The organism is Chitinimonas lacunae, from assembly GCF_042650885.1.
Taxonomy (GTDB): Bacteria; Pseudomonadota; Gammaproteobacteria; order Burkholderiales; family Chitinimonadaceae; genus Chitinimonas_A; species Chitinimonas_A lacunae.
The window spans coordinates 2205935-2229466 of sequence record NZ_JBHSBU010000001.1 but is presented as its reverse complement, the minus strand read 5'-3'; the positions used below and the strand labels follow the sequence as shown (position 1 = coordinate 2229466).

22 protein-coding genes and 1 pseudogene are annotated in these 23532 nt (G+C 62.0%); 15 read left to right on the top strand and 8 right to left on the bottom strand.

Going from position 1 to position 23532, the window contains the following annotated elements:
• Positions 1–9: 9 nt before the first annotated feature.
• From ACFOW7_RS09155 to ACFOW7_RS09140, 4 genes are all read right to left on the bottom strand, one after another.
• A complete protein-coding gene (locus ACFOW7_RS09155) occupies positions 10–882 on the bottom strand; it encodes a metal ABC transporter permease (protein ID WP_378163361.1) in 873 nt (290 codons plus the stop codon).
• An 8-nt stretch (positions 883–890) separates the two neighbouring features.
• On the bottom strand, positions 891–1679 hold the full coding sequence (aztA, locus tag ACFOW7_RS09150) for a zinc ABC transporter ATP-binding protein AztA (RefSeq protein ID WP_378163359.1): 789 nt from the start codon (positions 1677–1679) through the stop codon (positions 891–893).
• Positions 1680–1789: 110 nt separating this feature from the next.
• Positions 1790–2263 carry a transcriptional repressor gene (locus ACFOW7_RS09145; RefSeq protein ID WP_378163357.1) on the bottom strand — a complete coding sequence of 158 codons (474 nt, stop codon included), beginning with the start codon at positions 2261–2263 and terminating at the stop codon, positions 1790–1792.
• A 347-nt stretch (positions 2264–2610) separates the two neighbouring features.
• Positions 2611–3156 (bottom strand): riboflavin biosynthesis protein RibA, encoded by a 546-nt coding sequence (locus ACFOW7_RS09140; protein WP_378163354.1) that lies wholly within the window; start codon positions 3154–3156, stop codon positions 2611–2613.
• Positions 3157–3348: 192 nt separating this feature from the next.
• Between ACFOW7_RS09140 and ACFOW7_RS09135 the strand changes: the two genes are divergently transcribed.
• Positions 3349–4755, top strand: coding sequence for an RtcB family protein (locus ACFOW7_RS09135; RefSeq protein ID WP_378163352.1), 1407 nt, complete (start codon positions 3349–3351; stop codon positions 4753–4755).
• Positions 4756–4777: 22 nt separating this feature from the next.
• Here the strand turns inward: ACFOW7_RS09135 and recQ are convergent, their stop codons facing one another.
• From recQ to ACFOW7_RS09120, 3 genes are all read right to left on the bottom strand, one after another.
• The gene (gene recQ / locus ACFOW7_RS09130; RefSeq protein ID WP_378163350.1) at positions 4778–6577 is read right to left on the bottom strand and encodes a DNA helicase RecQ; all 1800 of its coding nucleotides are present in this window, start codon (positions 6575–6577) and stop codon (positions 4778–4780) included.
• A 277-nt stretch (positions 6578–6854) separates the two neighbouring features.
• Positions 6855–7436 (bottom strand): hemerythrin domain-containing protein, encoded by a 582-nt coding sequence (locus ACFOW7_RS09125; protein WP_378163348.1) that lies wholly within the window; start codon positions 7434–7436, stop codon positions 6855–6857.
• A 300-nt stretch (positions 7437–7736) separates the two neighbouring features.
• Positions 7737–8351 carry a pyridoxamine 5'-phosphate oxidase family protein gene (locus ACFOW7_RS09120; protein ID WP_378163346.1) on the bottom strand — a complete coding sequence of 205 codons (615 nt, stop codon included), beginning with the start codon at positions 8349–8351 and terminating at the stop codon, positions 7737–7739.
• A gap of 81 nt (positions 8352–8432) precedes the next feature.
• On the opposite strand from ACFOW7_RS09120, the gene pdxR reads away from it, so the two are divergent.
• From pdxR to ACFOW7_RS09095, 5 genes and pseudogenes are all read left to right on the top strand, one after another.
• A complete protein-coding gene (gene pdxR / locus ACFOW7_RS09115; RefSeq protein ID WP_378163344.1) occupies positions 8433–9905 on the top strand; it encodes a MocR-like pyridoxine biosynthesis transcription factor PdxR in 1473 nt (490 codons plus the stop codon).
• Between the two features lie 90 nt (positions 9906–9995).
• A pseudogene (locus ACFOW7_RS09110) lies at positions 9996–10112 on the top strand (IS5/IS1182 family transposase); the annotation flags it as partial.
• Positions 10113–10416: 304 nt separating this feature from the next.
• Positions 10417–10683, top strand: coding sequence for a hypothetical protein (locus tag ACFOW7_RS09105; RefSeq protein WP_378163342.1), 267 nt, complete (start codon positions 10417–10419; stop codon positions 10681–10683).
• Between the two features lie 94 nt (positions 10684–10777).
• A complete protein-coding gene (locus tag ACFOW7_RS09100) occupies positions 10778–11548 on the top strand; it encodes an EAL domain-containing protein (protein WP_378163340.1) in 771 nt (256 codons plus the stop codon).
• A 330-nt stretch (positions 11549–11878) separates the two neighbouring features.
• Complete coding sequence (locus tag ACFOW7_RS09095; protein ID WP_378163338.1) at positions 11879–12355, top strand: GNAT family N-acetyltransferase; 477 nt, start codon at positions 11879–11881, stop codon at positions 12353–12355.
• A 6-nt stretch (positions 12356–12361) separates the two neighbouring features.
• On the opposite strand, the gene ACFOW7_RS09090 is transcribed toward ACFOW7_RS09095, so the two are convergent.
• On the bottom strand, positions 12362–13822 hold the full coding sequence (locus ACFOW7_RS09090; protein ID WP_378163336.1) for a protein adenylyltransferase SelO: 1461 nt from the start codon (positions 13820–13822) through the stop codon (positions 12362–12364).
• A 350-nt stretch (positions 13823–14172) separates the two neighbouring features.
• On the opposite strand from ACFOW7_RS09090, the gene ACFOW7_RS09085 reads away from it, so the two are divergent.
• The 9 genes from ACFOW7_RS09085 to secD all read left to right on the top strand — a co-directional run bounded on the left by ACFOW7_RS09085 (position 14173) and on the right by secD (position 23526).
• A complete protein-coding gene (locus ACFOW7_RS09085) occupies positions 14173–14877 on the top strand; it encodes a 4'-phosphopantetheinyl transferase family protein (RefSeq protein ID WP_378163334.1) in 705 nt (234 codons plus the stop codon).
• 49 nt (positions 14878–14926) lie between these two features.
• On the top strand, positions 14927–15415 hold the full coding sequence (gene ybaK, locus ACFOW7_RS09080) for a Cys-tRNA(Pro) deacylase (protein WP_378163332.1): 489 nt from the start codon (positions 14927–14929) through the stop codon (positions 15413–15415).
• Between the two features lie 13 nt (positions 15416–15428).
• A complete protein-coding gene (locus ACFOW7_RS09075; RefSeq protein ID WP_378163330.1) occupies positions 15429–15869 on the top strand; it encodes a hypothetical protein in 441 nt (146 codons plus the stop codon).
• 65 nt (positions 15870–15934) lie between these two features.
• Positions 15935–16498: a cob(I)yrinic acid a,c-diamide adenosyltransferase gene (locus ACFOW7_RS09070; protein ID WP_378163327.1), complete on the top strand. Its 564-nt coding sequence runs from the start codon at positions 15935–15937 to the stop codon at positions 16496–16498.
• Between the two features lie 227 nt (positions 16499–16725).
• Complete coding sequence (locus tag ACFOW7_RS09065; RefSeq protein WP_378163324.1) at positions 16726–17286, top strand: recombinase family protein; 561 nt, start codon at positions 16726–16728, stop codon at positions 17284–17286.
• A gap of 2 nt (positions 17287–17288) precedes the next feature.
• Positions 17289–20258, top strand: coding sequence for a Tn3 family transposase (locus ACFOW7_RS09060; protein WP_378163322.1), 2970 nt, complete (start codon positions 17289–17291; stop codon positions 20256–20258).
• 441 nt (positions 20259–20699) lie between these two features.
• Positions 20700–21137: a hypothetical protein gene (locus ACFOW7_RS09055; protein ID WP_378163320.1), complete on the top strand. Its 438-nt coding sequence runs from the start codon at positions 20700–20702 to the stop codon at positions 21135–21137.
• A 162-nt stretch (positions 21138–21299) separates the two neighbouring features.
• Positions 21300–21626, top strand: coding sequence for a preprotein translocase subunit YajC (gene yajC / locus ACFOW7_RS09050; protein ID WP_378163318.1), 327 nt, complete (start codon positions 21300–21302; stop codon positions 21624–21626).
• Positions 21627–21696: 70 nt separating this feature from the next.
• Positions 21697–23526: a protein translocase subunit SecD gene (gene secD / locus ACFOW7_RS09045; protein WP_378163316.1), complete on the top strand. Its 1830-nt coding sequence runs from the start codon at positions 21697–21699 to the stop codon at positions 23524–23526.
• The last annotated feature ends 6 nt before the right edge of the window (positions 23527–23532 follow it).

Here is a 23532-nt window from a genome sequence, read left to right as displayed (position 1 = left end):
ATTCTCCGTTCAGGCTTCGAGATGGCGGCCCTTGATCCAGCGCCAGAGCACGCCGCCCTGGCGACCCAGCGCCAGCGAGATGAAATAGGCGAGGCCGGCGGTCAGGATAATCGTCGGGCCCGAGGGCAGGTTGGCGTGATAGGACAGCAACAGCCCGCTGAAGCCCGATAACAGGGCCAGCGCCAGCGCAATGGCCAGCATGACCGATAGCGATTTGGTCCAGAGCCGGGCGGCGGCGGCCGGCAGCATCATCAGCCCAACCGACATCAGGGTGCCCAGTGCCTGGAATCCCGCCACCAGATTGAGCACGACCAGGATCAGAAACAGAAAATGTACCCAGGCGCCCCCACCGCCCATGCTGCGCATGAATTCGGGGTCAAAACTCTCGACGACCAGCGGCCGGTAGATCAGGGCCAGCGTGACCAGGGTGATGGTGGCCACCGAAGCGAGAAACAGCAGCGCCTGATCATCGACGGCCAGCACGCCGCCGAACAGGATATGCATCAAATCGACGTTATTGCCCCATTTCGACACCAGCAGCACGCCGCTGGCCAGCGACACCAGGTAGAAGGCGGCAAAGCTGGCGTCTTCCTTGAGTTGGGTGGCGCGGCTCACCAGACCCGCTGCCAGCACCACCACCATTCCGGCCACCAGACCGCCCAAGCTCATGGCCGTGAGCGACAGGCCATAGGCGATAAAGGCAATCGCGGCGCCAGGCAGGATGGCGTGGCTCATGGCATCGCCCACCAGGCTCATCCGGCGCAGCACCAGAAACAGCCCGATCGGGGCGCAGCCGAGTGCCAGCGCCAGACAGCCGACCAGGGCGCGGCGCATCATGGCGAATTCGGCGAACGGCTGCCAGAACAGTTCGTGCAAGGTCATGACGATCCCTAGTGTTGATGCGGATGGGCGGAATGATCATGGACAGGCGCCACCGGCGCCGTGTCACGGCGGCAGACTTCGGCCGTTTCGTCCCACTCTTCTTCCATGGCATTGGCGCGGCGCAGCCGTTCGGGGGTCAGTACGCTGGCCGTGTCGCCCCAGGCTATGCATTCCTTGGCAAGCAGCAGGGTGTGCGGGAAATGCTCGCGTACCTGGGCAAAGTCGTGCAGCACCGCAATCACGGTGCGTCCTTCGCTGCGCCAGCGCTGGATCAGCCGCAGCAGATCGACGGTGGTCTTGTGGTCGAGCGCGGTAAAGGGCTCGTCGAGCAGAACGATCGGTGCGTCCTGCAATAACAGACGGGCAAACAGCGCCCGCTGGAATTGGCCGCTGGAGAGTTCGTCGATCGGGCGTTGGCCGAAACCGGCGAGCCCGACCTCGGCCAGGGCCGTATCGGCCCGCGCACGCGCCTGGCGGGATACACGGCCGAACCAGCCTGAGGTGCGCCAGTCACCCAGTCGCACCACATCGGCAACGGTCAGCGGCAGACTGCGGTCGATGGCCGCTTGTTGCGGCAGATAGGCGATATCGCGCTGGCGCAGCTTGCACAGTTCGATCCGGCCCTCGTGCGGGGTAAGCAGGCCGACCATGGCTTTGAGCAAGGTGCTTTTGCCGGCGCCGTTGGGGCCGACGATGGCAGTGGCTTCGCCGGCGCGAAAACTGCCCGAGACATGGTGGACCACCGGATGGCGGTGGTAGGTCAGGGTGAGATTGTGCAGACGGATGGCGTCTTCCATCGGCCTAGTCCCCCAGTGCCCAATAGACGGCCAGCCAGAGCAACAGCAGCAGCGGCAGGGTCAGCAACAGCCTTTGCCAGGCCGACAGGGCAAGCAAGGCAGTGCGGCGGTTAGGCGCCATGTTCTTCGGCCTCGCGGCAGGTGGCACACAGGCCTTTGACTTCGATGTCCTGCGGCTTGACGGTGAAGCCGGCCGCGGCAGCTACCGCAGTCAGCCTTTCGGCCAAGGCCTCATCGCACAGCTCGACCACATTGTTGCAGCGGTCACAGATCAGCATCAGGCCATGGCGGTGCAGATGGCTGCTGAAATCGCGGCAGGCGACAAAGGCATTCATCGAATCGAGCTTGTGGATCAGACCGACGGCAATCAGAAAATCGAGCGCCCGGTAGACCGTGGGCGGTGCGGCATTGGGTTTCTGTTTCTGGATCTGGGCCAGAATATCGTAAGCCTTCAGCGAACCCGGCGCCGCCAGCAGCAGCGACAGCACTTCACGACGCTGGTCGGTCAGGCGTTCACCACGCGTGAGGCACCATTGGGCGGCATCGTTGAGTTGCTGCTCAAGGTCGTGCTGAGGGTCGGTCATGGGCGGCGGAGAAGGCAGGAAGACTAAAAATGTTATAACGTAACGGCGGAGGCGGCAAGTTATAACATAACATCTAACGTCTGATCTTCACTGTCCAGATATGTCACCGGACGCCCATCAGGCTTTCCCGAGTTAGAGCGATAGCCATCTGGCTTCTGTTGGAAATATTCATTTTTCTATATTCTTTACTGTGCATGTTGCGGAAAATATGCACTATCTTTTCTAAATGGCATGAACCCGCTTTGCCTCTGAATAGGAGAAAGGCGAAGTCTTGCAGACGAAGCGGTTCCGCTTCTCAAACAGAAACGGCCGCGTTGTGACGCGGCCGGTGGTTTGGCGGGGCAGATCTAGAAGGTTTTGACTACCCGTTCCGACCCGCGCGCCAGGGCCTTGATCACTGAATCGACCTGGGCGGGATCGGTCGGGTGGGCTACCACGGCCCAGCGTCCCTGTTCCACGGCCTGGCGCACCACGGTGATGACATGACCGTGATCGGGGCGCAGCGTGAACAGGCCGCCCAGCATCAGGCCGAACATCAGACCAAAGCCGAGGAAGGCCAGGAGGCTCAGCAGCGGCGTGCTGCGTATCGAGATATTGTCGAGCGCATAGAGCAGCACAAACAGCAGGGCACCCGCGAGCATACCAGCGATCCCCATCCATAGATGGGCCCGCACCAGTGTATGCCAGATTCCCTTGAGTTCCGGTTCGATCTTGGTGGAAAAAGCCGTGCCGGACGGCTGGTCGGCCGGGCTGACGATCTTGACCTGGGAATCGGCCATATGACAGATCGTACGCACCCGGTTGGCCGCTTCCTGGGCGGTCGTGGGGCTGTTGAACAGTGCTGCCACCTTGGTCAGGGAACGCTCACCGAACAGCAGGTATTTGAGTTTCATGATCGTCTCCTTGGGCGGCAGGCCGCCTTTTCCCGCTGAGCCGCAAGTGGCGTGCCTACGGCAAAAGAAGATTTACCTGTCCAGGTCCACTCGGTTATAGTCGCCCCCGTTCGTTGGCAAGGCTGCTGAACGGACGCATTCACCCCCGCGCTATGCGCGGCGGTTCTTTTGCGCCTTATCAGAGCCTTGTGTATGTCCTGTCATTTCCCCCGTCTACAACGTGCCTTGCAGCGGCAAGGTATCCAGATCGCCCGTGAGGGCGGCATCGTCCGGCTGGAACGCCAGGCCGACGGCAGCCGCGCCAGCGTCTTGCTGCCCGAGCGTCTGCCGCTTGAACAAAAAGCCATCCGCCAACTGCTCGATTTCGCCGCCGTAAGGGCTGCGGAAGGCGACGGTCATGTCTGCCGCGCCTGCGCCACGCCGGATTTCCACCCCGGCAGTATTGCGCCCGTGGGCAGCGTCGTGGCGACCACGCCCGATCTGGTGATCCCCGCCGCGATCGGCACCGACATCAACTGCGGCATGCGTCTGCTGCGTACCGGCCTGACCCTGCAACAGGTCGAAGCCAAACGCGAGCCTTTGCTGGCTGCCCTGGCGCGCACGCTGCTCGACAACGGTCGAGATGTGCCGCTGCGCGCCAGTGCCTTTACTGCCTTGTTTGACGCCGGCCCGCTTGCCTGGATCGACACCTTGCATCAGGACGGCCTATGGTGCCGGGTCGATCGTGAGCGACTGGTCCGCGAAGTTGAGCTGGCCGTCGGGCTCGCCGGTTTCACTGGTGCGGCGCGTCATGCGCCCTCGGCCTTGATGCCGTCCAGCCGCGATATCGTCCGCGATCCGAATCTCGGCACCGTTGGCGCCGGCAACCATTTTGTCGAACTGCAAATCGTCGATCGGGTACTCGATCGCCACACGGCCTACGCCTGTGGTCTTAGAGCCGACGAGATCGTGGTGATGATTCATTCGGGCTCGCGCGAAGTCGGCTTCTTTGTCGGCCAGCGCTGGATGGACCGCGCCCGCGCGGCCTGGCCCGCCGGGCGGCGTCATCCGCAGTCGGGCCTGTATGGGCTGAGCGGTGAGCTGGCGGACGACTATCTCGACGCCATGGGCAGCGCCGCACGCTATGCCTGGGCCAACCGGGTGGTGCTGGCCGAGCTGGTGCGCGATGCCCTGGTCAAGGTGTTTGGTCAGGACGACAGCGCGCTGGTGGTGGATGTTCCGCACAATGTGGTGATGCGCCAGTACGGCTTGAATATCCACCGCAAAGGCGCAACGCCGGCCGATGCCGGCGAGCTGGCGCTGATTCCGGGCTCGATGGGGGATTACTCCTATCTGGCAAACGGCCTCGGCAATCCCGAGTGGCTGTGGTCGTGCAGCCATGGTTCGGGGCGGGCCATGCGGCGGCAGGCGGTACGCGCCCAGCGTCCGCAGACCGCAGCGGAGTTGCCTTGGCACTGTGTCACTCGCCGCGAGGAGCGGCGGATCGAAGAAGCCCCGGGCGCCTATAAGCCGATCGGTCCGGTGATCGAGGCGCAGGAAAGCGCCGGCTTGATTGCCCCGATTGCACGGCTGCGGCCCTGGGTGACGTTCAAGGCGTGAGCCGGGCGGAGGGAGGCCCGGCCTAATCGGCCATCAGCACTTCGAGAAACTGTTCGCCGTAGCGTTCGAGCTTCTGCTGACCCACCCCCGACACCTGCCGCATCTCGGTCAGTGTGGTGGGGCGGGCTTCCAGCATGGCTCGCAAGGTGGCATCGGTGAAGATCAGATAGGCCGGCACATTCTGCGCATCGGCCAGTTGTTTGCGCAGGGCCCGCAGCCTTTCCCAGGTCGGCCGGTCGCCGGCGGAAATATCGTCATGGCTGGGCCGGCTGCTGCTGCGGTCGCTGCTGGCCTTGATCCGTTTCTGGTGGCTGCGTACTTTGAGTTCGACCTCGCCGCGCAGCAGGGGGCGGGCGGCGTCGGTGAGCTGGAGCGAGCCATGGCCTTCGGCGTCGATCTGTAGATAGCCCCCTGCCAGCAACTGGCGGAACAGGGCGCGCCAGGCGTCTTCGGCCAGCTCGCGGCCGATGCCGAAGGTGCTGAGCCGGTCATGGAAATTCTGCTTCACCCGCTCATTGCTGCGCCCGAGCAGAACATCGATCAGATGACCGGCACCGTAGCGCTGGCCGGTGCGGTAGACGCAGGACAGTGCCTTGCGGGCGGCTTCGGTGGCATTCCAGGTCGAGGGCGGATTGAGGCAGTTGTCGCAATTGCCGCAAGGCTGCGAGGACTCGCCGAAATAGCTGAGGATCACCTGACGGCGGCACTGCGTCGTTTCGGCCAGCCCCAGCATGGCGCTGAGCTTTTGCCGCTCGATATGTTTCTGCGATTCGGGCGCGTTGGACGACTCGATCATCTCCTTGATCTGCATCACATCATTGAGCCCATAAGCCAGCCAGGCATTCGACGGCAGGCCATCGCGGCCGGCGCGGCCGGTTTCCTGGTAATAGCCTTCGAGGCTCTTGGGCAGATCGAGATGGGCGACAAAGCGGACATCGGGTTTATCGATCCCCATGCCAAAGGCGATGGTGGCCACCATCACCACTCCCTCGTCGCGCAGGAAACGGGTCTGGTGACGGGCGCGCACACCGGCGTCGAGGCCGGCATGGTAGGGCAGGGCAGCGATACCGCGCTCCTGCAACCACACGGCGGTTTCCTCGACCCGACGTCGGCTCAGGCAATAGACGATACCGGCCTCGCCCTTGTGTTCGCGCTGGATCAGGTCGAACAACTGCTGGCGGGCGTTGTTCTTCTCGACGATGGTGTAGCGGATATTGGGACGGTCGAAGCTGGAAAGGAATTCCGGCGCTTCCTGCAAGCCCAGCTTTTCTGCGATCTCGCGCCGGGTGGCATGGTCGGCCGTGGCGGTGAGCGCGATGCGCGGCACCTGGGGAAAGCGCTGGTGCAGGATCGACAGCTCGATATATTCAGGCCGGAAATCGTGTCCCCACTGGCTGACGCAATGGGCTTCATCGATGGCAAACAACGCCAGTGGCGCCCGTTCGAGCAGGGACAGAAAACGTGGCGTCAGCAGTCGCTCGGGTGCGACGTAAAGCAATTTCAATTCACCTTGTAGAAAGCGCCGCTCGACTTCGCGGGCTTCTTCAAGATCGAGCGTGGAGTTGAGGAAGGCCGCTTCGATGCCCAACTGGTGCAGTCCTTCGACCTGATCCTGCATCAAAGCAATCAGCGGCGACACCACCACCCCGCACCCCGGCCGCAACAGCGCCGGCACCTGATAACACAGCGATTTGCCGCCGCCGGTCGGCATCAAGACCAGGGCATCCCCGCCGGCTGCGACATGCTCAACGATGGCCGCCTGCTCGCCTCGGAAAGCGTCGTAACCAAAAGTGGTGCGAAGAAGATGGAGAGCGCGCGACATCGCCGGTTCTACTGAAGAGAAAGCGCCATTTTACATGGGCTACCCGCCGCAACCGCGTTGCTTGAGCACGGAAACCAAAACGAGAACAACAACATGCGTGAGCGCATCGTGCTTGAGCGGCCCGGAACGAGCCGATCAACAGCCGCTTCGGGCGGCATTTGGCCGTCAAAAGGGCGAGGGATGAGGTGCTGGCGCTGGCTGGGAGGGTTTGGCGCGGACGGACAGGTCCGCGCCAAACCCTCTCGCCATTGGTAATCAGTCCGGCTGTCTGATTGAGCTAGTGTGGCCGGCTGCGGCTGGCGCTGCGGGAGGTCTTGCTGTGGGGGCTGGCCTGGGCCGTTTCGGACGTCATGCCCTTACGTTTCATCAATTCGGCCTTGCGGGTCTGCAAGGCTTCCAGCATGCCTTCCCAATCGAGCTTGGCTTTTTCCAGCTGCGGGAAAATCTCGTTTTCCTCTTCCCGCACATGGTGTTTGACATACTCGGCCAGCACGGTGAACGAGGCTTTCCAGCGCGGATCATCGGGGCTGCCGGCCTTGAGGTCGGCAATCAGACGCTTGAGGCTCTTGTGTTCCACCTCGGCTTCATCGATCAGTTCCTCCTCTTTCAGCGCTTCGCGCGCCTGCGGGTAGAACAGTTCTTCTTCGAGCTTGGCGTGGACTTCCAGCTCGTCGCACACCTGCTTGACCAGCTTGGCACAGCTTTCCATATCGCCCTGTTCATCGGCCTTCTCGAACTCGCGGAAGGCCTTTTTGACCCGTTTGTGGTCGTCCTTGAGCAGGGCGATAACCTGTTGCTGGGCGCTCTTGCTGATCTTGGTGCTGGTGGAACGGCTGCGATCGGGGGTGGTAGCAGTCATGGTTGTTCTCCTGAAGTCTGAACGGAACCATCAACGACAAGCGGTTGACTTGAATAGCGAAACAGCAATCGACATGCCGCGTCGTTAAAGCAGGTTCAATCGCTACAGGAGAGAATTTCTGCCGGAGGGAAGCCTTTTCAGAGGGCTGGAAGGATCTTGAGGTAAGGTTTGTCAGATTTTTATATAAAAGAAATAATATTGGCTAAATATATTGCAGTGGTTTAGCTTAAATATTTATTTCTATATGGCGCTGTCCTTCCTCCTCAATGGAGGGACGGCGCCGTAATCTTTGTAAACGCTTTACACAGCGGTCTCGACCTGATGCGGCTGCGGCGTACCCAGGCGCGTCTCCAGCGGCCAGACACCGGCCCAGACCGGCCAGTCCAGATCGGCTTCATCATCGACCGGCGGGCCACTGCGGACTTTGGCTACCGCTTGTTCGATCGGCAGGGCAAGCAAGGTTGTCGCCGCCATTTCCTGGGGCGAAGGCTGGCGGACTTCCTTCCAGCGGCCCGGTGCCAGATGCTCCATAAAGGCTTCGAGCGAAGCCCAGGCTTCGGCCTCATCCTCGACCGGCAGAAACTGACCATACAGGACCACCGAGCGATAGTTCATCGAATGGCTGAACGCCGAGCGGGCCATCACCAGGCCATCGACCAGGGTCACGCATACCGAGGCCGGAATGCCTTTCGCCAGCTCTCGCAACAAACGACTGCCATTGCTGCCATGAATATAGAGAACGTCATCGACCCGCCAGTGAGCCGTCGGAATGCAATGCGGCTGGCCGTCAACGCTGAAGGCGATATGGCAGGCATGCGCTTCATCAAGAATCGCGTGGACGGTTTCACGGTCGTAGTCAGCCCGCTTGGCGGCGCGGCGGACACGGGTCAGGGGCGTTTGGGGAAGCTGGCTCATGATGATTCGGCTCTGACGGTTGACGGGGGAAAGTCATCAGCTTAAAAGCCTAGTGGCTCCTTCATAAGCACCAATTCCCTGATGGTTGATAGAACCACTTTGCCGCCCACCCCTGCACTGTCGCCGACGGCTGATGAGCCGCTGTATCGCCAGCTCTATCGCCGTCTGCGGCAGGCCATCATCGATGGGCGGCTGCGGCCGGGCGCGCGTCTGCCTTCTACGCGGGCGTTGGCGGCTGAGTGGGGAGTCGGGCGCAATACCGCGCTTGCCGCGGTCGAGCAGTTGCAGGCCGAAGGCTATCTGACGGCACGGGTAGGGGCGGGGACTTATGTGTCGGTTGCCTTGCCCGACCCGATGCCGAGTCGTCCAAGTCAGTGGCTTGTGAATAGCGAAGTGGGCAAGGAGCCAGGTTTATCAGCGCGAGCGCGAGGGCTGTTGACCTGGGTCTCGGAACGGGAGGAAGGCGAAACCCGGGCTTTCATGCCTGGGGTGCCGGATCTGGCGACGTTTCCATGGCCATTGTGGTTCAAGCTGCTGGCGCGGCAGCAACGGGCTGCGAAACCTGCCGACTGGGACTACGGCCATGAGGCTGCCCACCCTGCATTGCGGACGGCGCTGGTTGACCATCTGACCCTGGCGCGCGGAGTGGTGTGTCGACCGGAACAGATCATCGTCACGGCCGGCATGCAGCAGGCGCTCGATCTGCTGGCGCGGACGCTGGCCGATCCGGGCGATGTGGCCTGGATCGAGGAGCCGGGCTATCCAGGCGCCCAGGCGGCTTTTACGGCGGCAGGGCTCACGCTTAATCCGATTCCGGTCGATGAGCATGGGATGGCATGGCAGGACGCAGACTACCCGCCACCCCGGCTGATCTATGTCACGCCTTCGCACCAGTATCCGCTCGGCAGCGTGCTGAGCATGGCTAGGCGTCAGGCGCTGCTGCGCGAGGCGGCGCAGCACGGGGCATGGATTGTGGAGGATGACTACGATGGGGAGTTTCGTCACGACGGCCGGCCACTGGCGGCCTTGCAAGGGTTGGATCGTGGCGGGCGCACGGTTTATCTGGGGACTTTCAGCAAGGTGATGTTTCCGGCGCTGGCGCTGGCTTATATGGTGGTACCGCTGCAACTGGCCCGCGATATCGCCTTGCTGCAAGCTCGGCTCTACCGTAAGCCCTGCCGCGTGACCCAGGCGGCGCTGGCCGAATTCATCAGCGCCGGCCATTTCGGCGCCCATTTGCGGCGGATGCGCGGCCTCTACGCCAACCGGCGCGACAAGCTCCTGGATACGCTACAACAGCGGCTCGGTACCGAGGCGAGATTTTATGGCGCCGAGGCCGGCATGCATTTGGTGCTGCGCTTGCCAGGGCATTGCAACGATGTCGAGGTTGCCCACCGGCTTGCGGCTGCTGGACTGACCACGCCGCCGCTATCGGACTACGCGCTGTGTAAGCCACCGTTTCCTGGATTGTTGTTGGGGTATGGCGCGGTCGAGGATGCGACGTTGCGATTGGCGGCGCATCGGTTAGCGGATGGGCTGTATAACATGCTCTAAAGTGAGCTGACCTGCCCTGAAATTTTCGGACCAGAAGACAGCTGAGAGAAGGTCTTTCCCCAGAGAAAGGGAAGTCAGGAAGAAGAGTCGGGGGAGCGGGTGAAGGCGCGTACCTTTGAACGGCAGGGGGCGGAGTTGCAGATTCGCGCCGCACTGCTGAACCGTTTTACCCAACTGGGCACGCCGCAGACGGTGCGTGTGGCATAAATCCGTCGGGGGTTTGGGGAGACTCAACCTTCAGCTGCGTTGTGCAACAAAGCCGTCCCGAACTCAACCTCATTGAGATCTTGTGGAAACAAGCCAAGTATCACTGGCGACGCTTCGCTAAATGGTCCGCTGCCGAAATCGAGTCCGCGCTGACTGCTATGCTCGATCAAGTCGGAACTACATTCAATTCTAATTTCGCGTGATTACTTAGGATGAGATTCAGTACACCCCCCATGAAGAACCGACCCCCCCTCCAGCCCGCGTACAATGCGCCGGTTCCCTCTTCTACATAGAACTTTCACCGATGAAAAAAACCGATCTGGAAAAAAACAAGGGTCTGAAGCTGATGGGCAAGATGAAGCAGGCTGGAGTGCCTGACCGCTTCGGCCAAGGTGCTGAGCTGATCGATCGGCGTGAGCAGCGGCGGCTTGATCAGGCGGCTGGGCTGGTGCCGTTTGCGGTCAAGCTCAATGGCGAGCTGGTCAAGCAACTGCACGAGCTGGCGCAAAGCCGGCAGGTCAGTCTCAATGAGCTGGTGGCCGAGCTGCTGAACAAGGGTCTGCAAGACTGACGGCTGCTTTGCCCGGGGAGCGGGTACCGCGACCGGTGCGCCGTTCTGCTATGGTTGGCTGAGCGATTTGCTTTTCCGCCAGTGGAGTTCGGCTATGCCCGTTACCCGATTCCCCCAACCTTTCAGCCCGATCGGCTGCGAAGCCTGCCGTGACCGGCGCTTGCTGCCTTTTGACTTCACCATGGCGTTCCAGCCGATCATCGATCTGGAACGCGGCCGCCCGGCGGCCTACGAGGCCTTGGTGCGTGGGGTGAATGGGGAGTCGGCTGCGACCGTTCTCTCCTGGGTCGACGACGATAATCGCTACCGTTTCGACCAGGCCTGTCGGGTCAAGGCCATCGAACTGGCCAGCCGGCTTGGTCTGCTCAATATTCCGGACTGCCGTCTCAGCATCAATTTCCTGCCCAACGCTGTCTATCGGCCTGAGACCTGCATCCGTGCCACGATCGAAGCAGCAGCCCGCTACAATTTTCCCCATCATCGGATCATGTTCGAGGTAACCGAAGGGGAGAAGGTCCGCGACAGCAACCATCTGCAATCGATCTTTGCCGAATATCGCCGTCAAGGGTTGCTGACGGCAATCGACGATTTCGGCGCCGGCTATGCCGGGCTCAATCTGCTGGCGCAGTTTCAGCCGCACTATCTCAAGCTCGATATGGAATTGACCCGTGGCATCGACCACGACCCGGTACGGCAGGCCATTGCCGAGGCGGTGCGTCTGGTTTGTCTCAGGCTCGATATCCAACTTATCGCCGAAGGCATCGAAACCCGGCGCGAATCGGATTTTCTGCATCGGATCGGTATCTACCTACAGCAGGGCTACTACTTCGCCCGGCCGATGGTGGAGAGCTTGCCTGATTGTTGAGGTGCTGCCGCCCACGATGGTTTTCGTGGCCGGCTGCCCTGTGCTTTCTACTGGGTTTCCCCTGTCTTTCCGCCTGCTTTCAGTTCGCCAAACGGCCGTGTTGCAGGGCCTGTATTGGCGAACCCACACTCCTGCCTGCACGCAGCTACTTGAATTTGCATCCTTTCTGCGGAACGCCTACCCTCTCGCCGCGCCGGCGGCTGGGCAGTTCTGGCTGCCGGCGTTTACTGCTGACGAATCGTTTCGTGCCCTGGCTCGACCCGGGACGGATTTGTATCAAGGCATTTTTCGCGACCGTCGCGCGGTACGCTTCAAACCACGAGAAAAACGATGAAACCAATCTTCGATTCGCCGGGCAGGAACGCCGTCGTTTCGCTGCGTGAAGTCACGCCAGACAATCTGGAACAGATTATCGGGCTGCAAGTTGCGCCCGATCAGGAGGTATTTGTTGAACCCAACGCCGTCTCGCTGGCCGAGGCGTTTCTGCATAAGGCGCACACCTGGGTCCGAGCGATTTACGCCGATGAACGGCCGGTGGGTTTCCTGATGCTCAAGTCCAGCCCCGAGCCAGCGGTCTATGGCCTGTGGCGCCTGATGGTCGATTATCGCTTCCAGGGCGCCGCCTTTGGCTCGCGTGCCGTGGAACAGGTGATCGAGCATGTACGCAAGCAGCCTGGGGCGCGGCGTATCTCGCTGTTCTGCATTCCGCAGGATGGCCATCCCGGCCCGTTCTACGAACGGCTCGGTTTCGTCTACACCACGGGTGAAGTCGAGGAAGGCGAGCTGCGGATGCATCTCGACCTGTGACGAGCTTCAGGAAGAACAACTGACTTCGATCTGCGCCGCCCAGTCGGGCGGCAGCGCCGTATAGGCCTCATATTCCGGCTGTTCGTCGAATGGCCGCTTCAATAGCTGCTGCAAGCGGCTGATCTCGCTGAAGTCGCCCTGCTGGGCCGCCCGGATGGCCTGCTCGGCCAGATAGTTGCGCAGGATATATTTCGGATTGACCCGCCGCATTGCCGCTGCCCGCTCGGGCGTGAGGCTGTTTTCCCAGGCCAGCCGCGCCCGATAGTCTTCGGCCCAGGCATCGAAGCCGGGCCGATCAAGGAAGAGATCGCGCAGCGGTGCAGCCGGGTTTTCCTGATCGAATTCGGCCAGCCGGCGCCAGGTCAGGGTCCAGTCGCTGCCGCTACCCTGCATCAGTTCCAACAGGCGCAGGGTCAGCTCCCAATCCCCCTCCCGTTCGCTGGCAAGCCCCAGCTTGGCGCGGAATACCCGTTCCAGCGCCGCTTCATAGCGTGGCTGATAGCCTTGCAGCGCCGCGACGGCCTCATCGCGCTCAAGCAGCGGCAACAAAGCCTGGGCCAGACACTGCAGATTGAACAGTGCCGCCTCGGGCTGCTGGTCGTAGGCGTAACGGCCGGCCTCATCGGAATGGTTGCAGATATGGCCCAGATTGCAGCCGTCGAGAAAACCGTAGGGGCCGTAATCGATGGTCAGGCCAAGCAGCGACATATTGTCCGAATTCATCACCCCATGGCAGAAGCCCACCCCCTGCCACTGGGCAATCAGCTCGGCGGTGCGCTCGATCACGGTTTCCAGCATGGCCTGATAAGGATTCCCGGCCGCCCGGCAGGTCGGGAAATAGCGGTCGATGGCGTAATCGGCCAGTTCATGCAGCTGGGCGTACTGACGGCGGTAGAACTGCTGCTCGAAATGGCCAAAGCGCAGATGGCTCTCGGCGACCCGGGTCAGCACAGCCGCCGTCTCCATGGTTTCTCGCCAGACGGGCTGCGGACTGGCCACGATGGCCAGTGCCCGGGTGGTCGGAATGCCCAGCCCATGCATCGCTTCTGAACACAGGTATTCACGAATGGTCGAGCGCAGCACCGCGCGGCCGTCGCCCATGCGCGAGAACGGAGTCTCGCCCGCCCCCTTGAGCTGAAGCTCGGCCCGGACGCCGCCTGGGGTATCGATCTCGCCCAGCAGCAGCGCGCGGCCGTCACCAAGCTGACCGGCAAAGACGCCGAACTGATGACCGGCGTAGGCCGTGGCAATCGGTTCGACGCGGGCAGGTATCCGGTTGCCACCGAGCACCAGGGCGGTATCGGGGTCGTCAGCAAGTTCAGCCGGCAAGCCCAGTTGCTCGGCCAGATCGGTATTCCAGGCCACCAGACGCGGTTCGGCGACCGGCGTCGGCGGCACCTTGCGGGTGACGGCCATGCCAAGTTCGGTCAGCGGTTGATGGAAATCTATTTCGTCCCAATAAGGCATAATTGGTGTCCGGGTTAATTTGGAAAATATCCCGCAAAACAACTGCAAGACCTGGGGCGGTATATATTCAAAAAGTAAAAATTTTCAGCGGTGAGCTATTGAAACTGCCAAGCCAGGTCCCGGTTTGTCCGTCGCGGCACAAAGGCGAGGTGGCGGCGAAACCGCGAAGGCCAGCAGCAACCTCGTGGTCGAGGCGGACAACCGGGCAGATTGCCAAGCGATGCTGCACCTATTTCTGTTCCAGCAAGAAACGGACGCACCGCAGTCTTCGCTGTCATGACCGCGAATTCCATCCCGGCCGCCTGGCCCATGCTTTATGATCGGGCCACTATCGATCCTTCCCTTGCCGTATGTCCTCGCCCTTGCTCCCTGTGCCCTGTGTCGATTGGTGGTGTTTCGCCTTTACCGAGGTGAAGGGCGATCCGGCCCAATTGGATGAGGCGGAGCAGGAGCGCTACCGGGCATTCTATTTCGAGCGCGACCGGTCGGCCTATCTGGCCGCCCATCTGGGACTGCGGCGGATTCTGGCCTGGCGGCTTGGCTGTCTGCCAACCGAAGTCCGCATGGTGCGGCAGGAGCGGGGTAAGCCCAGGTTGCAGCTTCCTTTTCATCCCGATCCGCCTGATTTCAATCTGTCGCATTGCAGTAGCCATGCTGCCGTGGCCGTGGCAAGCGGGGCACGGGTCGGGATCGATATTGAAACGGTGCGGCTACTCGACGATATCGACGGGATGCTGGAGATGGTGGCAGCCGAGGCCGAGCTGGCCCAGTTTCATGCGCTGCCGGCCGAACTGCGGCTTGCTGCATTCTGGCGGGCCTGGACGGTCAAGGAAGCGGTGTTGAAAGCGTTGGGGGTGGGATTTGGCCAGGATCCGCGCACGGTAGCCGTCGATCTCGACCCGCGCCGGCCGCTGCGTTTATTGGAAGAGTCGTCGTGGCGGCTGTGGTCGCTCGAGGTTGGGCCTGGCCTGGTGGCGACGCTGGCTGCCGATACGGACTGCCAGCCGTGTTGGCGTCCGTTGCCCGTGGCGCCTGGACCGGCGTACGGAATATAAATAATCCGCGTCTGCCCCAAAGCCGGACAGCAAGCTAGAATCCGCCGCCATGAGCCAGGAAAAAGCCCCCGTTACGGCGGCGGTGCGGGTGCTGCGTCAGCACCGGGTCGCCTATACCGAACATCTTTATGACTACGTCGAGCATGGCGGCACGGCCGAGTCGTCGCGCCAGCTTGGCGTTCCCGAGCATGCCGTGGTCAAGACGCTGGTGATGCAGGATCAGGACCGGCAACCGCTGATTGTGCTGATGCACGGCGATCGTCAGGTCTCGACCCGCAATCTGGCCCGTCAGACCGGACGCCGCCATATCGAGCCGTGTGCGCCTGAGGTGGCCAACCGGCATTCGGGCTATCTGGTCGGCGGCACCAGCCCGCTTGGCACCCGCAAGCCGATGCCGGTCTATATAGAACGCAGTGTGCTCGAACTCGACCGTATCTATCTCAATGGTGGCAAGCGCGGTTTTCTGATCGGGCTCGATCCGCAAGCGCTGCTGCCCATCCTCAATCCCATTGCCGTCGATGTTGCCATCGCCGACTGAGCCGGAGCCGATCATGGCCACCTTGGAACGCGCCATCGCACTCGCCGCCACCTTGCATGCCGGGCAGGTCGACAAGGCCGGTGCGCCTTATATCCTTCATCCGCTGCGGCTGATGCTGCGTCTGCCCGACGAGGCGGGCCGCATCGTGGCCGTTTTGCACGACACGGTCGAAGACTGCGGCATCAGCTTTGACAGCCTACGCGCCGAAGGCTTTTCCGAGGCGGTGATCGCTGCGCTTGACGCCGTCACCCGGCGCGAAGGCGAAAGCTACGAGGATTTCATTATCCGCGCCGCCGCCGACCCGATCGGCCGCCGGGTCAAGCGGGCTGATCTCGAAGACAACAGTGATCTGTCGCGGATCGCCGAGCCAGGTCCACATGATTGGGTCAGGCTGGAGAAATACCGCCGTGCCTTGAGCCTGCTCGACGCCCAGCCCGAACCGCCGTCAGCCTGAGATTTGGTCGCCGCCGGGCTTTTTGCTAACTTGCCGGCTTCTTATTCCAGCAAGGATGCAGCGTCATGGGCTACCGGCTCAGCAAGATCACCACCCGCACCGGCGACGACGGCAGCACCGGCCTTGGCGACGGCAGCCGGATCGGCAAGTCCGCTCCGCGTATCGCCGCGCTGGGCGATATCGATGAACTCAATAGCCAGCTTGGTCTGGTCCTGGCGGAAACCCTGCCTGAGCCCATCCGCGCCTGCCTGACTTCGGTCCAGCACGATCTGTTCGATCTGGGCGGTGAATTGTGCATCCCGGGTCGCGAGGCGATCGGCGAAGTGCATCTGCAAAGGCTCGAAGCGGCGGTGGCCGAATTCAACGCCGAGTTGCCGCCACTGCGCGAATTCATCCTGCCGGGCGGCTGCCGCGCTGCGGCGCTTCTGCATGTGGCGCGGACGGTCTGCCGCCGTGCCGAGCGGGCGCTGGTCGGGCTGGCCCATAGCGATGCCGGTCCGGTCGGCCCGCTGGCCACCCCCTATCTCAACCGTCTCTCCGACCTGTTATTCGTCCTGGCCCGCTGCGCCAACCGGGCGGCCGGTCAGCCCGATGTGTGCTGGCGGCCTGGGCGTGATGCCGCGTTGTAAGCGCCAGCCAGACCATCGGCCTGCCTCGCTACCCTATCCCCTTATCGGGGTCAGCTCACGAAACGGAAAAAATCGTACGCTAAGCCATGTCCGGCTGAGGTACACCCTAACTTGATGTCAGGCCGACCCAGTCGAAAACGTCAGGATAGAGCCGATTTTTCAATTTCTTGACGCATGCCGCGCAAGGCCATAGATTTCTGCCTGACACTTTCAGCTCGGGAGGCATCTTGCAGGGGCATCGCATCGGCTACGTTCGCGTCAGCAGTTTCGACCAGAACCCGGAACGGCAGCTCGAACACGTCCAGGTAGACAAGGTGTTCACCGATAAGGCATCGGGCAAGGACACGCAGCGTACACAGCTCGATGCGCTGCTCGGGTTCGTGCGCGAAGGCGACACGGTGGTGGTGCACAGCATGGATCGTCTCGCGCGCAACCTCGATGACCTGCGCTGCCTGGTGCAGGGTCTCACTCAGCGCGGCGTGCGCATCGAATTCGTCAAGGAGCACCTGACCTTCACCGGGGAGGACTCGCCGATAGCGAATCTGATGCTGTCGGTGATGGGCGCGTTCGCCGAGTTCGAGCGCGCCCTGATCCGCGAACGGCAGCGCGAGGGCATCGCGCTCGCTAGGCAGCGCGGAGCCTACCGGGGTCGCAAGAAGGCGCTCGCGCCGGAGCGGGTGGCCGAACTGCGCCGTCGCACCGCTGCCGGCGAGAAGAAGGCGCAGCTCGCCCGCGAGTTCGGCATCAGCCGCGAAACCCTCTACCAGTACCTGAAAACGGACGACTGACCATGCCGCGCCGCAATCTGCTGACGCCCGCCGAGCGTATTGGCCTGCTCGCTTTCCCGGCCACCGACGACGAACTCATCCAGCATTACACCTTTGCCGAACCCGACCTGTCTGTGATTCACCAGCGGCGCGGCAGTCACAACCGCCTCGGCTTCGCGGTGCAGTTGTGCTACCTACGCTATCCAGGCTTTGCCCTGCCGACTGACGCAGATCCCCCCGCCTCCCTGCTGAACATCGTCAGTCGCCAATTGCGCATCGAGCCGGACATCTGGCCGCAATACGCGCAGCGGCCGGAAACGAGGCGCGAGCATCTGTTGGAATTGCAGGCGTGGCTAAAGCTGAAGCCGTTCGCTGTCGCGGACTATCGGCACTTCGTCCACCAGCTCGCTGATCTGGCCCAGCAGACCGACCGGGGTATCGTGCTGGCCGAAGCGCTGGTCGAGCTGCTGCGGCAGGCACGCATCATCCTTCCGACCGTCGATGTCATCGAGCGCGTGTGCAGCGAGGCGCTGACACGCGGCACGCGCCGGGTCTATGAGGCGCTCACCGCGCCGCTCGCTGATTTCCACCGCGGTGCGCTTGACGGGCTGCTGTCGATCCGCGAGGGCACCAAGGGCAGCGGGCTAATCTGGCTATGCCAGCCGCCCGGCCCGCCGAAGCCCAAGCATGTATTGGCCCACCTGGAACGGCTGAAGACCATCCGCGACCTGGCGCTGCCAGGCGGCCTAGAACACGTCATTCACCAAAACCGCCTGCTGAAGCTCGCCCGCGAAGGCGGACAGATGACAGCCCAGCACCTGCGCGACCTAGAGCCGAGCCGTCGCTTTGCGACCCTGGTCGCGGTGATCCTCGATACCCGTGCCACGCTGATCGATGAGATCATCGACTTGCACGACCGTTTCATGGGTACGCTGTTCAGCAAGGCCAAACGCAACCATGCCGACCGTTTCCAGCAGTCCGGCAAGGCGATCAACGACAAGGTGCGGCTGTACTCGCGCATCGGTCGCGCCCTGCTAGAAGCGAAGCAGTCGGGCGACGATCCGTTCGCCGCCATCGAGGCGATCATCCCCTGGGATGCGTTCAGCGAAAGTATTTCTGAAGCGGAAACGCTGGCCCGGCCGGAAGACTTCGATTTTCTGTCCCTGGTCGGCGACGGCTTCACCCAGCTCCGGCGCTACACGCCGACCCTGCTGGAAGCGCTAACCATGAAGGCCGCGCCGGCAGCGCGCGAACTGCTGGCCGGCGTCGAAGTGCTCAAAGGAATGAACGACCGTCAGGCGCGCAAAGTGCCTGACGACGCGCCCACGTCGTTCGTTCGCAAGCGCTGGGAAAGCCTGGTGCGCACGGAAGATGGATTTGACCGGCGTTTCTATGAGCTGTGCGTGCTGTCCGAGTTGAAGAACTCACTGCGCTCCGGCGACATCTGGGTGCAGGGATCGCGCCAGTTCAAGGATTTCGAGGACTACCTGTTGCCGCCGCCGCGTTTCGCGGTGCAGCGCGACCAACGTGAATTGGGCTTGGCCGTCGATACCGACTGCGAACGCTTTCTGGAAGCCCGGCTTGCGGTGCTACAAGAGCAACTGGCGACAGTCGAGCGGCTGGCCGCCGCTAACGAATTACCCAGTGCGGCCATCACCAGCACCGGGCGAATCAAGATTTCTCCGCTGGACAACGCCGTGCCCGACGAGGCCGAGGCGCTGATGCAGCAGGCGTACAACCTGCTGCCGCATCTGAAGATCACCGACCTGCTTTTGGAAGTCGATGGCTGGACCGGCTTCAGCCGCCATTTCAAGCACCTCAAGAGTGACGCACCAACCGAAGACCAGCATCTGCTGCTGACGACCATCCTGGCCGATGCCATCAATCTGGGCCTCTCCAAGATGGCCGAGTCCTGCCCCGGTGTGACCTACGCCAAACTGACGTGGTTGCAAGCGTGGCACATCCGCGACGACACCTATTCGGCGGGTCTGGCCGAGCTGGTCAATGCCCAGTTCCGCCAACCCTTCGCCGCCTACTGGGGAGACGGTACCACGTCGTCATCGGACGGCCAGAACTTCAAGGCCGGCGGCCGTGGCCAAGCTGCCGGCCAGGTGAACCTGAAGTACGGTCAGGAACCGGGCGTGCAGTTCTATACCCACATCTCCGACCAGTACGCGCCGTTTCACACCAAGGTCATCAATGCCACGGTGCGCGATGCCACCCACGTCCTGGACGGGCTGCTGTATCACGAATCCGACCTGCGCATCGAGGAGCACTACACCGACACGGCCGGTTTCACCGATCACCTGTTTGCGCTGATGTACCTGCTGGGCTTTCGCTTCGCTCCGCGCATCCGCGACTTGGCCGACAAGCGCCTGTATATCCACGGCGACGCCAAACAGTACCCGACGCTCGCCGGCCTGATCGGCGGCAACGTCAACGTGAAGCACATCCGCGCCCATTGGGACGAAATCCTGCGGCTAGCCGCCTCAATCAAGCAGGGCACGGTCACGGCCTCGCTGATGCTCAGGAAACTCGGCAGCTACCCGCGCCAGAATGGCCTGGCGGTAGCCTTGCGCGAGTTGGGACGCATCGAGCGCACGCTGTTTGCGCTCGACTGGATGCAGAATGTCGAATTGCGCCGTCGCGTGCAGATTGGCTTGAACAAGGGTGAAGCCAAGAATGCGCTGGCTCGCGCTGTGTTCCTGAACCGGCTCGGCGAAATCCGTGACCGCAGTTTCGAGAACCAACGCTACCGCGCGAGCGGCCTCAACCTGGTGGTGGCGGCAATCATCCTTTGGAACACGGTCTACCTGGAACGGGCAGTCCAGGCGCTGCGCGACACGGGAAAGAACATCGACGAGCGCCTGCTACCGCATCTTTCGCCGCTGGGCTGGGAGCACATCAACCTGACCGGCGACTACATCTGGCGGCAGAACAAGCAGGTTGAGCAAGGCAAATTCCGGCCGCTACGAATACCAGGCGAGGCTTAGCGTACGATTTTTTCCGTTTCGTGAGCTGACCCCTTATCGTTAGAAGCGGCGCCGCTTCAGCCTCGCCGGTCGGTCCACGGACACAGCGATGCCGCAGCCGCTTCAAGCGGTATTTCCGACTTCTTCAAGGAAAATGGAGCTGATCGAGCTTGGGAGAGGGCGCGGAATCTTGTTGAAGCGGACGTGGGGTTGGAGGTGGGGGCTGGGCGTCCGGTCGTACTGGAGTGGTGGAGGGGAAGTGGGTGTGAAGGGAATTTTTCTAAAACTTATATATATGGCTACATATCTTGTATAGATTTTGCAGAAAAATTTACTTAATACTTTTCTTCCCAACAGGGCCGATCTGCTATCCTGCCGGGTTGAGCGTAAGTAAAACAGCGGTCGTAACCAGCGGCTGGCTTGGGTTACGCCGTGATGTCGACGTGTCGGTACTTTGCCGGCATGAAAAACGTCAAGCTCGAATTTGCGCAACGATTACGGGAAGCGATGCAGGCGATGGGCTACGAGCCCAAGCCCTCGGTGCTGGAGCGCGAGTTCAACCAGCGTTACTGGGGCAAAGGCGTCACCTTGCATGGGGTGAGACGCTGGCTGCTCGGCGAAACGCTGCCTTCGCAGGATAAATTGCTGGTATTGGCCGAATGGCTCCAGGTGACACCGCAGCAACTGCGTTTCGGTACCGATCCGTCCCAGCAGGTCGAAGAACGGCATGATCGCTGGGAACGCGAACTCAGTTATGGTGAGCGTGAAACTCTGGATGCATTTCTGCGTCTACCGGCCCCACAGCGGAAGGTGGTGCGCGAAGTGATCCTGACCTTTGCCCAGGTGTATGATCGCCGCGCCGACGACGAACCGAGCCCACCTGAGCCGCCGGCGACTTGAACGGTGTGATCGCCGACTTTCCTGTTTTCCTCTCTTGTGATTCGTGTGCCATGCCCGCATATGGGTGCAGCTCCGCCCGGCCGTCGGCTTGGTGGATTTTGACCGGGTGAGCGGCTAGAATGCGCCGTTCGCGTTTTGTCCACGTTTTTCGGAAGTTAGCCCATGTTCATCAGTACCGCCTACGCGGCCGCCCCTGCCCAAGCTGAACCCAGTCTGCTGATGCAGCTCGGGCCGATGATTGTTATCGTCGTGCTGTTCTACTTTATGATGATCCGGCCGCAGCAGACCCGTATGAAGCAACACAAGGCCATGCTCGATGCACTGGCCAAGGGTGACGAGGTGGTGACGAATGGCGGCGAACTCGGTCGCGTGGTCAAAGCCAGCGAACAGTATCTGACCATCGAGGTGGCCGACGGCGTCGAGATTCTCGTGCAGCGCGGCGCCATTGCCACCAAGCTCGAAAAGGGCACCATCAAGGCAAACCGCTGATTCGTGCGGGGTGGCAGCAGCTGCCCCGTTTTCGCATTGGCCGAAGCGGGCCAGCACATACCACCTCGCCATGAATCGTTACCCACTCTGGAAATACCTGATCATTGCCTTGCTCGTCTTGCTGGGCATGTTCTACACGCTGCCCAATCTCTACGGTCAAAGTCCGGCCGTGCAGATCTCGGGCGCCCGCTCCTCGATCGTCGTTGATCCGACCGTTACCGCCCGGGTCGAAAAACTGCTGGCCGAACGCAAACTGCCGCTGACGCGAAGCGTACTGGAAAACGGCAGCCTGATCGTCCGTTTCAAAGATACCGACAGCCAGATCAAGGCCAAGGAAGAAATTCAAAAGGCGCTGGGCGACAACTATGTGGTCGCCCTCAATCTCGTCACCAACGTGCCCGACTGGCTCAAGAAAGTCCCGGGCGCCCAGCCGATGGCCCTGGGGCTGGACTTGCGCGGTGGTGTGCACTTCCTGCTTGAAATCGATATGAAGGCGGCGGTGAACAAGGCCTTCGATACCGCCGCTGCCGATGCCCGGCGTGCCCTGCGCGAGAAGAAGCTGGCCCATTCCGGCTCGGGTGCGGTCAAGCGGGTCGGTGACGCAATCGAAATTCAACTGCGCGATCCGGAAAAGCTGCGTCTGGCCCGCACTGAGCTGGAACGTGTGCTGCCGGCAATGCAGATCACCGACTCGGGCACCAACCGCCTGCGTCTGACCTTCCGTCCCGAAGAGCTGCGCCGTATCCAGACCGATGCGGTCAAGCAGAACGTGGCCACCCTGCATAACCGGGTGAACGAACTGGGCGTGGCCGAACCGACCATCCAGCAACAAGGTGCCGAGCGCATCGTGGTGCAATTGCCGGGTGTGCAGGACACTGCCAAGGCCAAGGACATCGTTGGCCGTACTGCCTCGCTGGAAATGCGGGTAGTCGAAGAAGATCCGGCCAAGTTGCAAGAAGCCATCAACGGCAATGTGCCGCCCAATACCGAATTGATGGAAGACCTGGGTCCCAACGGCCAGGTGCAGCCCATCCTGGTGCGGCGTGAAGTCGAACTGACTGGTGACAATATCAACGACGCCCAGCAGGGCTTCGATGACCAGGGTCAGCCTGCGGTCAATATCCGGCTCGATTCGGCCGGTGCCGAGATCTTCCGTGTGCTGAGCAAGGAAAACATCGGCCGTCGCGTGGCAATGATCCTGGTGGAAAAAGGCAAGGGCCAGGTGGTGACGGCTCCGGTGATCCGTTCCGAGATCGGCGGCGGTCAGGTGCAGATCAGTGGCGCCATGAGCAGTACCGACGCCCGCGATACCGCCCTGCTGCTGCGCGCCGGTGCGCTGGCGGCGCCGATGAATATCGTCGAAGAGCGCGTGATCGGCCCGAGCCTGGGCAAGGAGAATATCGAACGTGGCTTCAAGGCCACCCTGTTCGGCTTCCTCGCCGTGGCCGTGTTCATGATGGTCTACTACCGCGTGTTCGGCGTGATCTCGACCGTGGCGCTGGGCGTGAACCTGCTGTTCCTGCTGTCGCTGCTGTCGGCACTCGGGGTGACGCTGACCCTGCCCGGTATCGCGGCCATCGCGCTGACGCTCGGTATGGCCATCGACTCCAACGTGCTGATCAACGAACGCATCCGTGAGGAAATCCGCGCCGGCCTGCCGCCGCAGACGGCGATCAAGTCCGGTTACGAGCACGCCTGGGCCACGATTCTCGACTCCAATATCACCACCCTGATCGCCGGTGTGGCACTGTTGGTGTTCGGTTCTGGTGCGGTGCGCGGCTTTGCCTGGGTGCATTGCCTCGGCATCCTGACCTCGATGGTGTCGGCCGTGTTCGTGTCGCGCGCTATCGTCAATCTCGTCTACGGTTATCGTCGCGGCCTCAAGTCGCTGGCGGTGTAACGCGAC